This is a genomic window from bacterium (assembly GCA_013360215.1).
Lineage (GTDB): Bacteria > CLD3 > CLD3 > SB21 > SB21 > JABWCP01.
This window is the reverse complement of sequence record JABWCP010000018.1, coordinates 50,290-62,016: the sequence shown is the minus strand read 5'-3', so window position 1 is coordinate 62,016 and position 11,727 is coordinate 50,290. Positions and strand designations below refer to the sequence as shown.

The 11,727-nt window shown below is 48.1% G+C and carries 12 protein-coding genes; 11 read left to right on the top strand and 1 reads right to left on the bottom strand.

Annotation, left to right across the window (positions count from 1 at the left end):
- From HUU58_11390 to HUU58_11370, 5 genes are all read left to right on the top strand, one after another.
- Positions 1 to 1,483: glycerol-3-phosphate dehydrogenase/oxidase (locus HUU58_11390; GenBank protein NUN46274.1), on the top strand; the 1,483-nt coding region annotated here is incomplete at its 5' end.
- A 115-nt stretch (positions 1,484 to 1,598) separates the two neighbouring features.
- On the top strand, positions 1,599 to 3,674 hold the full coding sequence (locus HUU58_11385; protein ID NUN46273.1) for a hypothetical protein: 2,076 nt from the start codon (positions 1,599 to 1,601) through the stop codon (positions 3,672 to 3,674).
- Positions 3,675 to 3,784: 110 nt separating this feature from the next.
- Positions 3,785 to 4,588 carry a glucose 1-dehydrogenase gene (locus HUU58_11380; GenBank protein NUN46272.1) on the top strand — a complete coding sequence of 268 codons (804 nt, stop codon included), beginning with the start codon at positions 3,785 to 3,787 and terminating at the stop codon, positions 4,586 to 4,588.
- Positions 4,589 to 4,606: 18 nt separating this feature from the next.
- Positions 4,607 to 5,206 carry a hypothetical protein gene (locus HUU58_11375; GenBank protein NUN46271.1) on the top strand — a complete coding sequence of 200 codons (600 nt, stop codon included), beginning with the start codon at positions 4,607 to 4,609 and terminating at the stop codon, positions 5,204 to 5,206.
- A gap of 104 nt (positions 5,207 to 5,310) precedes the next feature.
- A complete protein-coding gene (locus tag HUU58_11370; GenBank protein ID NUN46270.1) occupies positions 5,311 to 6,066 on the top strand; it encodes a HEAT repeat domain-containing protein in 756 nt (251 codons plus the stop codon).
- 58 nt (positions 6,067 to 6,124) lie between these two features.
- Here the strand turns inward: HUU58_11370 and HUU58_11365 are convergent, their stop codons facing one another.
- On the bottom strand, positions 6,125 to 7,120 hold the full coding sequence (locus HUU58_11365) for an ABC transporter ATP-binding protein (protein NUN46269.1): 996 nt from the start codon (positions 7,118 to 7,120) through the stop codon (positions 6,125 to 6,127).
- Between the two features lie 94 nt (positions 7,121 to 7,214).
- Between HUU58_11365 and HUU58_11360 the strand changes: the two genes are divergently transcribed.
- From HUU58_11360 to HUU58_11335, 6 genes are all read left to right on the top strand, one after another.
- Positions 7,215 to 7,694, top strand: coding sequence for a PTS sugar transporter subunit IIA (locus HUU58_11360; protein NUN46268.1), 480 nt, complete (start codon positions 7,215 to 7,217; stop codon positions 7,692 to 7,694).
- The gene (locus tag HUU58_11355; protein NUN46267.1) at positions 7,694 to 8,959 is read left to right on the top strand and encodes an asparagine synthetase B; all 1,266 of its coding nucleotides are present in this window, start codon (positions 7,694 to 7,696) and stop codon (positions 8,957 to 8,959) included. Before HUU58_11360 ends, HUU58_11355 begins: the two co-directional genes overlap by 1 nt.
- Positions 8,956 to 10,317, top strand: a complete 1,362-nt coding sequence (locus tag HUU58_11350) for an FAD-dependent oxidoreductase (protein ID NUN46266.1) — start codon at positions 8,956 to 8,958, stop codon at positions 10,315 to 10,317. The genes HUU58_11355 and HUU58_11350 overlap by 4 nt, the downstream gene beginning before the upstream one ends.
- Before the next feature lie 71 nt (positions 10,318 to 10,388).
- The gene (locus HUU58_11345) at positions 10,389 to 10,769 is read left to right on the top strand and encodes a YbaN family protein (protein NUN46265.1); all 381 of its coding nucleotides are present in this window, start codon (positions 10,389 to 10,391) and stop codon (positions 10,767 to 10,769) included.
- The gene (locus tag HUU58_11340; GenBank protein ID NUN46264.1) at positions 10,759 to 11,292 is read left to right on the top strand and encodes an inorganic diphosphatase; all 534 of its coding nucleotides are present in this window, start codon (positions 10,759 to 10,761) and stop codon (positions 11,290 to 11,292) included. The genes HUU58_11345 and HUU58_11340 overlap by 11 nt, the downstream gene beginning before the upstream one ends.
- On the top strand, positions 11,285 to 11,707 hold the full coding sequence (locus HUU58_11335; GenBank protein NUN46263.1) for an NUDIX domain-containing protein: 423 nt from the start codon (positions 11,285 to 11,287) through the stop codon (positions 11,705 to 11,707). The genes HUU58_11340 and HUU58_11335 overlap by 8 nt, the downstream gene beginning before the upstream one ends.
- The last annotated feature ends 20 nt before the right edge of the window (positions 11,708 to 11,727 follow it).

The following is an 11,727-nucleotide window of genomic DNA, read 5'->3' as shown; positions in this document are numbered from 1 at the left end:
ACGTGGATATCACGTCCGACTTTTTGAAAAAAACGATTTTGCTTCAGGCACAAGCTGGACATCCAGCAAGCTGATTCACGGCGGATTGCGGTATTTGGAGCACGGCGAAATCGGGTTAGTTCGCGAATCACTGCGTGAACGTGAAATCCTGCTGCATCAGCATCCGCATCTAGTACGTCCTATTCGTTTGACTGTGCCGATATATAGACATGGTAAATATGGCCGACTGGCCATGCGTGCGGGGATGTGGGCATACGATCTTTTGTCGTTTGACAAATCGCTTCCGCGTTTTTCCGTATATACCCATCGCGCGGTGCGTGCGCGTTATCCCGGCATCAATGCGCAAAGTCTTCTCGGCGGTGTTTCTTATTTTGATGCACAGGCGATTTATCCGGAACGTTTAGTTCTGGACAATATCCATTCGGCCGTTCGTTACGGCGCTGAAGTATATAACCATACGGAAGTCACCGGATTTTTGCGATCGAAAGCACGCATAACCGGAGTGCAAACACGGAACACCCTCACCGGTGAAGAAGCAGAATACACAGCCGATATGGTGATCAACACGTCCGGTCCTTGGGTGGATCATGTGCTCAAGCATGCCCAAAAAAATATACCACCCCAATTAGGCGGTACCAAAGGAAGCCATATCGTCATACGCAATACGATCGCATTGCAAGATGCGCTTTATGTTAATGCCCGTCGGGACGGGCGCCCGTTCTTTATCATACCATGGTTGGATTATATTCTCATCGGCACGACGGATTTGCGCTACGAAGGTCATCCGGATACGGTGTTCCCTGAATCGCATGAGATTGATTACCTCATCGAAGAAGCAACCCATGTCATGCCTGAGTTAATCTCAGGGCGTGACGATATTGTTTTTTCATTTTGCGGGATTCGCCCGCTTCCCCGTGACGAACGTCGTCATACCGGAGCCATTACGCGGCGACATGGGATTTTGGATCATCAACGCGAAGGCGCGGAAGGCTTGGTTTCGCTCATCGGCGGAAAATTAACGACATACCGTAGCGCGGCGGAGCAAATGGTTGATCATATCGAAAAATCGCTTGGTATTACTATGCAACCTTGCCGTACTGCAACAGAACCTATGCACCCTTTGATGCATCACGATACAGAACTATTGCCATTGACAGCGATGCTGGGATCCGATGCCGGAGCGGCCGCGCAAATGGCGCAGCAAAAAAATTGGTCATTGAGCCCGGTGGCTCCCGATTATCAAACCAGCGAAGCGCAGATACGGTATGCCGTGCAAGAAGAATGGGCACGTACACTCTCCGATGTAATGTTACGACGTACGCGACTGGCTTATAGTCCGGATAACGGATTGCCGGTGGCGCATGGTGTGGCCAGTATTATGGGGAGCGCCTTGGCGTGGTCTCAGGAGCGTATCACAGCGGAAATACAAGCGTACACGGCGTATGTCAACGCCTATCTTCAGGCGCATCGTCATCGGTCATAAGTCTTGATTGACATACGCGTCTTCCTTACATTGCCTCCCGATATCGTTTCTCACTTTTCAGCCTGTAGAATTATTGATGAAGTTTTTTCGATTATTATTTTTAATAACCGTGCTCATGGAAATTAATACCCCGGTATGGGCCGGTACGGATGAAGCGCTGAACCTCGCCGAGAAGGCGCGTCATGCGATTCGCGCATCACGGGGTAAACTTTCGGCCTACAAACTTACCACGTACAGCAAATCTTTTATTGATCTCTATAAAAGCAAAAAAAATGCGTTTGAAATGAAAAGCGCATCGCTGGTGCACGCGGAATACTATTGGCGTCAACCTGATGAAGTGCGAGAGATTGAAATTGCTCGCCGCCACATTGATGACTTTTTTTATACGGATTACAATATCGAACATCTTCCGATTATTGATGATCTTACTCGTGCGAGGATCACCGTGGGTCGCGTATCGGTAGCAGGCCCGCTGACGGAAGATGCCGCGGTATACTATGATTTTTCGCTGGCCGGGGACACGGTCATCGGAGGTGTTGCGGTCCATCAGTTACGGTGTAAACCCAAAACGGAATACGAACCCTTGATGGATGGGGTGGTGTATATCGCGCAGGAAACATTTCAAGTTGTGGGTTTTGAAATACAGTTTAATAAAGCCGTCAAATTTTTCCCGCCTCCGGATTTATTGCAAGTGCGCGTCATGTATGCGGAAACACCATCGGGGATTTGGTTGCCGAAGCATATTCAGTGGGGAATGCAGTTCAATATTACATTTCCGTGGCCGGCGCAAGCGCAGTGGCGCAGTGAAACGATGGTTTACGAAACAGCGATCAATCCTGAAATACCGTCGGCCGTGTATCGCGGCAAAGCCGTCGAAACGCGTGAAGATGCGTATTTCCGCGATTCGGCATTTTGGGCTGATAATGAAAAATTGCCGATGACAGAGGATGAAACGCAGGGGTTTAGCAATCTTGGCCAATTGCCTTGGAATCTGAAAATTCTCAATCCCGATTTGAAAGGATACCGCAAACGTCAGCGGCAAAAGGATATTGATTGGGGATTTCAGCTCATTCCCGATATCCGCTACAATCGTGTCGAAGGATTTTTTACCGGTGCCAAAATAGAATTTGATGATTTGGCGTACAAACGTATTGTCAGGAATCTGACGATCAAAACCAAAGTCGGATATGGGTTTGCGGATGAAGCGGTGAAGTATTCCGTCGAAGCGCAAAAAAAATGGTTGGACAAACGATTTTATGTCGGAGGTAAATATTACGACGATCTTGCGTACAAAGAATTTACCAACGATGGCAGCGTACTCAATAACTCCTTGACGAGTCTGGTGTACCGTTATGATATTTATAATTATTTTTATGTACGCGGTTATCAGGCTTATACCGGGGTCAGGCCTTTTCGCGGTGCACGGGTTGAGTTTGCCTACACAGATCGCTGGGATTCCAGCGCAGCCAAAAACGCACACTACGCGCTCATCAAAAGTATGTATAAAGATTTTGATCCGGTGTATCCGATCAATGACGGCCGTTTACGTCGTATCACGGTGAGTGCTAACTATACCATCGGCACGGGAACGGGTATCGCTCCGCGGACACCGTACTGGATTTTTGATGCGAGTATTGATCATGCCAATCCCAATTTTCTGAAAAGCGATTTTCATTTTACGTTGTATAATTTTTCCGCGCGATTTCATATCCCCACGACGCGGCGCGGTTCACTTGACGGGAAGGCCGCACTGGGTCTGGGCACGGACCGATTGCCAAATCAGTACCTTTTTCATCTTTATGGCGGCACGACGCCGTACGTTTTGAAAACGGTAGATTTCAGAGAACCGACGCCCAATCATTTTCAAGGCAATCGTATGGCGGCGTTGACGATGGAACACAATTTCGGCGGCACGTTATTGGAACGTACGGATTTGCCGTTTCTGCGCGACGGATATGTAGATTGTATACCGACGTTTTCCATTGGTTTTGTACACGCTTCTAAAAAAACATTGGAAAATTTGCGACAAAACAAAATCCAGTACCTAAGAAGACCTTTGGTCGAAGCGGGATTTGCGGTCGGCGATATATATCGTATTGTGCGGCTGGATTTTACCTGGCGTTTGACGCAACGCAGCAAAGGAAATCGTAATTTTGCCGCCACGATGGCCGTATTGGTACAACGCTTCTGACGAAAAAGGGTTTGTTTCATATCGCAAATAGAGCTAACTTTTTCGCACTTTCTGAACACCTGTAATTTTTCTTCATATCCAAAATCGTCTAACCAAACGGGAGTATCGTCATGGAAAAACGTCTTGCCGGCCAAAAAGCCCTCGTCACCGGCGCCAATAGCGGCATCGGTGCGGGCATCGTACAACGTCTTGCCGCCGAAGGTGCGGATGTTATGATCAATTGGTTTGCCAACGAAGATGCGACCAAAGCGCTGGTTGATAAAATCAACAAAGCCGGCGCCGGCAAAGCTATCGCGTTTCGCGCGGATGTATCCAACGAAGATCAGGTCAATGCGATGTACGAAGCGATGTTCAAAGAATACGGCACCATTGATATTCTTGTGAATAATGCGGGTATAGAAATTCATAATTTTTTGGAAAACGTAACCAAAGCGGAATGGGATAAAGTGATCGGTGTCAATTTGACGGGTAATTTTCTCTGCTCCCGCAGCGCGATTCGTCAATTTCTGAAAAACGAAAACCGCCCCAATTCCCGTTCACGCGGCAAAATTGTCAATATCAGCTCCGTTCACCAAGTGATCATGTGGGCCGGATTTTCCAGTTATTGCGCGACGAAAGCCGGTATCAATCTATTCGCGCAATCCGTTGCGCAGGAATACGCCGAGAAAAAAATTCGAATCAATCAAGTGGCGCCCGGTGCGATCAAAACACCGATCAATCAAAATGTATGGAGCGATCCCAAAGGCATGGCTGATCTTATGACCAAGATGCCGTACGGACGTATGGGTGAAGTGGATGATGTCGCCGCGGCCGTTGCGTTCCTTTGCTCTGATGAAGCGGACTATATTACCGGTACGACATTGTATGTGGACGGCGGTATGTGCCTCTATCCGGAATTCCGTTTCGGCGGTTGATAGCGAGAACTACCGAGTATGGAAGATTCCAAAGAGACATCGCGCAATAACCCGTCGGAAACCCCTGAGACCACGCGAAAATACGAGCGTGAGATTTCGGATTATATCCACTTTCAGATCGAAGAGACGCAGGCTCCGGAGTCGGCGTTTGAGCAAAAAGTGGTTCCGGAGTCCATTCGCGAACAAGGTTTTTGGCGTCGGTTTCATGTTCGCCGCAGGATATTTGTTTCACGAACCGCCGATTTTTTCAAAGATACGAAAAAAATGGTGGTGGTCTGGATCATCATCATGGCATTGGTGGCGATCGGCTCGTATTTCGGTTGGGATCGTGAAATGGTCGGCGGCGCCGTCGTTTTTTTTGGATTGATTTCAAGCGCGTTTTCATGGCTTGCTGCGGTGATCTTGGGTGGGATCGGTTTGATCCCGTTTATCGGACCGGTTCTTGTGGCGATTCTCAGTTCATCGCTCTTATGGATCATCAATGGACTCGGTTATTTTGTCTCCGTGGTCGCTATCCGCGCCGGCCACGGTAAAGCCGTACTCAATTACCGGTTGTTGGTCATTATTTTTTTGTGCGGGATCGTCACGGGCTATGTCATAGCCAAGATCGTGCACTGACCAAAAAAGAATTGGAAATTTTAAAGCGTTTACGTATGTTGGGCGCAATTTGCACGTAATTCTAATTTTTTTATAAACTGTTTTGTTTTTAGAGGAGTGATGGTATGAGCAAGTCGATTGACGAGCTTTTAAAAGATTTACAAAGCAACAAGGTCGAAGTCAAAGAAGAGGCCGCGTTTGAATTGGGCGGTTACGACGACGCTAAAGTTGTTTCGGCGCTGATGGGTGTTCTGAAATCTCAGCACGAAGAAGTCGGTGTGCGTGCGGCGGCAGCAGAGTCTTTGGGTCGCCTTGGTAAAGTCGAAGCGTTTGATGCTTTGATGGAATGCCTGAAGTCGGGTGAGTACATGGTGCGCAGTGCAGCGGCCTACGCGCTTGGAAAATTGGGTGATAAACGTGCAGCGGATGCGCTATTTTTTCTGCTGAAAGATTCGGATCACAGTGTGGTGTCGAGTGCTGCACACGCTTTGGCCAAACTTCACGATCGTCGTGCCGTGTTACCATTGATCCACATTGTGGAAACAAAACGTCCCCGTCAGCAAGTTGCGGCGGTTCGTGTTTTGGGTGATTTGCACGATGCGCAGGCCGTGGTACCGTTGGTCAAGTTATACAAGAAAATCAGCGATCCCGATCTTAAGCATGCAATCATTCGTGCTTTGGATGATATTAGTGCGCCGGGTTGCGAAGATGTGCTGATGGAAGCGCTGGACGATAGCGTTTCGTTTGTGCGACGTTATGCCGCCGATGCTCTCGGTAATATCAAACACAAACCCGCTAAGGATAAACTCATGCAGTTAGCGCAGTCTGACGCGGATGGCGATGTTCGCAATGTGGCTAAACAAGCGGCCGATAAATTGTAATCTGACGAAATAGTTTTTTTAAAAAAGCCTTTGTGAAAAACAAAGGCTTTTTTATTGGCTAAATTTTATCAGTTGCCGTGCTTGATGTTTCGGCATAGGGATGAAAACATGCGGCTTGATGCGTATCGTCCACATGGATGAGTTCCGGTTTTGTGTTGCGGCACGTGTGGTCGGCATGCATGCAGCGCGGGTGAAAATGGCAGCCGGCAGGATATTGATTGGCCCGCGGGACTTGCCCGGGAATGCCATACAGTTTCTTTTCATCGGAAACCAGGCTGGGGATGGCGCGAAGTAAACCCGAAGTATAAGGATGGGCGGGTTTTTTAAAAATAGATCTTACCGGCCCGCTTTCGACAAGTTTCGATGCATACATCACGGCCACACGATCGGCCATACCGGCCACAATTCCGAAATTATGCGTAATAAGAAGCAGTGCCATACCGTCGCGTTTTTGCTGATCGCGCAGTACATCCAAAATTTGCGCCTGCACCGTAACATCCAGCGCGGTTGTCGGTTCATCGGCGATCAGAAGTTTTGGTTTGCATGCCAGGGTTATAGCTATCATGACCCGCTGACGCATACCGCCGGATAACGTATGCGGATATCCCGAATACACTTTTTCAGATTCGTTTAATCCCACGCGCTCCAATAAATCTAAACATTGATGACGTATCGTACGGCTGTCGGTTTTTGGTTGAAGGCGGAGAACTTCGGTGATTTGTTCGCCGCATGTCAAAACGGGATTGAGCGCCGTCAAAGGCTCCTGAAAGATCATGGCTACTTCCCGACCGCGCAAGCTTTTCCGGTGATCTATGCCGGAGTCATAGAGTTTTTTGCCTTGCCAATATATTGCTCCGCCGGCGATGGTTCCCGGGTAGGGCAGTAGATCCAAAACCGATAATGCCGTAATACTCTTACCGCTGCCGGATTCCCCGACCAAACATAATGTTTCTTCCGGTGCGATGTCAAAACTGACATCATCTACGGCTTTATAGAGTTGGTCTTCGACATGAAAATGAGCCGATAAGTGGCGAACCGAAAGTAGTGAAGGCATATGGATGGAGGTTAAATTTGAAAGAAATAAAGCCAAATATCCTTTGAAAATCAACGGCGCTGTGAGTATCTTTCGCGCGCATAAAGGAGATTTGATGACAGAAGTGAATACATCGCCGATTTCATTGGCGGATTTGATTTTACCCGCCACGATTCGTCTTGATTTGCAGGGCAAAACCAAACAAAGTGTGATTGACGAATTAATCGAATTGATATCGGAGGCCGGTCTGGTGCGGGATAAGTCGGCGGTTCGGCAAGCTGTAATCGACCGCGAACGCAAGCTCAGTACCGGACTTGGACACGGTATCGCTATTCCGCATGGAAAAACAAGCGGGGTTGATAAACTCGTCGGCGCTTTTGGAATAAAACGCGACGGGATTCATTTTGATTCGGCTGACGGTGCCCCGGCAAGAATATTTTTTCTACTCGTTTCTCCGGTAACCGTTACAGGACCGCACATCAAAGCCCTTTCCGGTATTGCTCGTTTTTTACGCATCGAAAAAAATCGTGAGCGCCTTTTGCAAGCCGCGACAACGGATGAAGTCTTGGTGCTTTTGGGAAAACCCGCCGTATGATGCAAAAGCTCATTATTGCTGCGGCATGTTTTATATGTATTCTTACGCCTGAGCTTACCGCTCAAAAATTACTCATTCCCATGGATCTGCGCCAATCCGATCATCTCAAAGCTTATGGCGTCGCATATACGGCGTTGGAAAATAAAGTACCCGTCGAATGGCTTCTCAACTATCGCGGCGGATCTTTTATGATCGCCTACACGGAAACGATGGTCAACTACTGTTTAGCGCGCGGCGTCAAAACGGAGAATTTATCAGCGGCACAGGTTGCCGAGGTGTATGCGACGATCGAAAATGAAAACATGGAAATCGTCTATCTCGAAAAGGCGCCCCATATTGCCGTTTACACGCCCCCGGATAAAAAACCTTGGGACGACGCGGTCACTATGGCGCTGGAATACGCTGAAATAAAATACGATAAGATTTTTGATCTTGATGTTTTGCAAGGAAAACTTGCCGAATACGATTGGTTGCACCTTCATCACGAAGATTTTACAGGACAATACGGCAAATTTTACTCAGCGTACGGGCGTGCGGCCTGGTACCAACAGCAACAACGTGATTATGAAACATTTGCACAGCAGATGGGATATAGTAAAGTCTCCAAGGAAAAACTTGGTGTCGTGCAGGCCATGAAAGAATTTATCGCTAAAGGCGGTTTTATGTTTGCCATGTGCGGGGCGACGGATAGTTTTGATGTGGCTTTGGCCGCGCAAAAAACCGATATCTGCGATGTGGTTTACGATGGTGATCCGGTGGATATGCGTGCTAATGAGAAATTAGACTACGGTCATTGTCTGGCATTTCAAAATTTTCGTGTCGAACTGGATCCGTACCAGTATGAGTTTTCCAGTATTGATCACCCCAGCAGTAACGGCTTGCGGCTTAAAACACCGGAAGAGGATTATTTTACGTTGTTTGATTTTTCAGCCAAATACGACCCTGTACCGACTATGTTAACGCAAAATCATGTCAACGTTGTCAAAGGATTTATGGGTCAAACGACGGGTTACCGTCGTGAATTACTCAAAGAGAATATCGTAGTGATGGGCGAAGACGCTTCCATCGGCTCGGTCAAATATTTGCATGGTAATTTTGGCAAAGGAACATTTACGTTTTACGGTGGTCATGACCCGGAAGACTATACCCACGCCGTAGGGGATCCGCCTACGGATCTTGCACTGCACAAAAATTCGCCCGGTTATAGGCTGATTCTTAATAACATTCTTTTTCCTGCGGCCAAAAAGAAACCGCAAAAAACATGAAATCCTCATCGCCTAAAATCATTATCATCGGCGGCGTAGCGGCGGGACCGGCGGCAGCGGCCAAAGCCAAACGGATCAATCCCCGCGCCGAAGTCGTTTTGTTTGAGCAAGGCGAACATATTTCCTATGGCTCATGTGCGATGCCGTATTTTATCGGTGATGTGATACCGGAAGCGGAAAAACTAATTCATTTTACACCGGCCTCGTTTGAAAAAGAAAAAGGGTGTGCCGTACGAATTTTTCATCGTGCGGAAGCGATATGGCCGCATCGCCGTCGTGTCGTCATGCGCAATCTGCAAACCGATCAGATCGCGGAATACACTTACGATGCATTGATTATTGCGACGGGCGCGCGAGCCCGTGTACCCGATCCGGCTTGGTTTCGATATGATAATGTGTTTGCCGTACGTTCACTGTCTGATAGCATGCGTATCAAAAATTACCTCGCATCACGACGTCCTTCGACAGCCGTCATTATCGGCGGTGGCTTTATCGGTATGGAGATGGCTGAGGCGTTACGCCGTCATGCCATGCACGTCACCGTCCTGCATAAATCGGAATGGCCAATGGACTCACTGGAATTGTCCGGTCGGCGCGTGGTGGCGGATGAATTAAAGCGTCAGGGTGTAAAATTTGAAGGTAATATTACTTCACCAGAAGTGGTGGCGGACGGCCAAACAGTGCGTGCGGTGATTTCCGGTAACGCCCGTTTTGATGCCGATGTGGTCATAATAGCGACAGGTTTTGAACCTAACACGGATCTTGCGCGGGAAGCCAAGATACGGTGCGGTGCTTCCGGCGGTATCATCGTAGATCATCACCTCAAAACAAATGCAGATCGTATATGGGCGGCCGGGGCTTGTACTGAATTTAAAAATGCACTTATTAATAAACCGATGTATCTGCCATTGGCTAATATCGCCAACAAAATGGGTTGGATCGCCGGAGAAAATGCAGCGGGCGGGTTTGCCGAGTTTCCTCCGGTAGTGCGTAATACAGCGGTCAAAATTTTCGACCTCGAAGTAGCTTCGGTAGGTCTCGATGCGGCTTCGGCATCCGCGCACGGTCTATCCGTTATCGAAGAAACAATCATGGCGCGCTCCCGCGTTGGAGCGTATCCCGGCGCTAAACCGGTTATGATCACACTTCTCGCCGATAAACATTCCAAACGTCTGATCGGGGCCAATCTCATCGCCGAAGAAGGCGCCGCTCTGCGCGCCAATGTATTGGCGCTAGCGATCCAACAAAAAATGACGCTGCGTCAAATCGCGGATATGCAAATGATGTACACGCCTCCGTTTGCACCGGTATGGGATCCGATTCTTGTTGCCGCCAATAAAATGATGAAGGGATTATGATGAATCCGCACGCTTCTGACGAATCATCAATAACTGTCAAACAGATCGCGACAAAACCGCTCAGTCGTCCGATGCGTATTTTGCTTGTCATAGCAGGCCACATTTTCGTAGCCTTGGGTGTGATCGGTGCTATTTTACCGCTGATGCCGACGACGATTTTTCTCATTCTCGCCGGATGGTGTTATGCGCGAAGCTCTGAGCGATTTCATTGCTGGCTGTATACCAATAAATTCTTCGGGACATATCTTCGCAATTATAAAGAAAATCGCGGCACACCATTGTCTGTCAAAATCGGTTCGATCTCCGTATTGTGGATTTCTATCGGTATCAGTATTTGGACGACGACCATGCCGTGGTTTGTGCCGTGGATATTGATTGGTATTGCATCCGCCGTTACCGTCCATCTTGCGCGATTAAAAACATTAAAAAAAGAATCATCGCATGAGTCTTAAAGATCTCCCGATCGGAAAAAAATCACCCGACGAAGTGCACGCGATCGTCGAGATTCCGAGCGGCAGTCGTAATAAATACGAATACGACGTAGAACTTGAAATATTTAAACTCGACCGCACGTTGTATTCGGCCGTGCATTATCCTACGGCCTATGGTTTTATTCCGAGTACATTTTATGATGACGGTGATCCGCTTGATATTTTGATCGTGGCATCGCAACCGCTTCATGTCGGAGTATTGGTCGAAGCGCGTCCGGTCGGTGTTTTACGCATGCGGGACGATAAAGGTCCGGATGATAAAATTCTGGGTGTGGCGATACGTGACGAACAGTTTCGCGATATTCACCGGGTGGAGCAACTGCCGCATCATTTGCTTGTCGAAATTGAACATTTTTTTACCACGTATAAACATCTCGAAGGTAAAGACGTACGCAGTTTTGGTTGGGAACCGGAGGCGTTTGCCAAATCGGCTATTATGCGTGGTCATCAGAAATATCTGGAACGGAAATCGTCGCATGCCTGAACGTACGCATCGTATGGCGGTGACGGCATACATCGTTCACGATGGAAAATTTCTTTTGTTGAAAAGAACCAATCCTCCGGTGATTTGGGGACCGCCGGGCGGAAGACTCAATCCGGATGAAAACCCAAATGAAGGGGTGTTGCGGGAAGTATTTGAAGAGTGCGGTCTCACGGTAAAAATACTTCATCCGGTGGACATCTGGTACGGTGATTTCGGGCGCGGGATCTATGTGTCGGTAGATTATTTAGCCATTTCGCCGTCGAGCGAAGTATCACTTTCAGACGAACATAGTGATTATATATGGTCGGATATGAATGCGTTACGTAACGGGCAACCCTCCTTGGGCAGTGCGGCACCGGCCTTTACGATCCATGATTTTCAACGGGCATGGGAACTGTATCAAAAACTATTATAAATTATAATTGTAATAAAGGA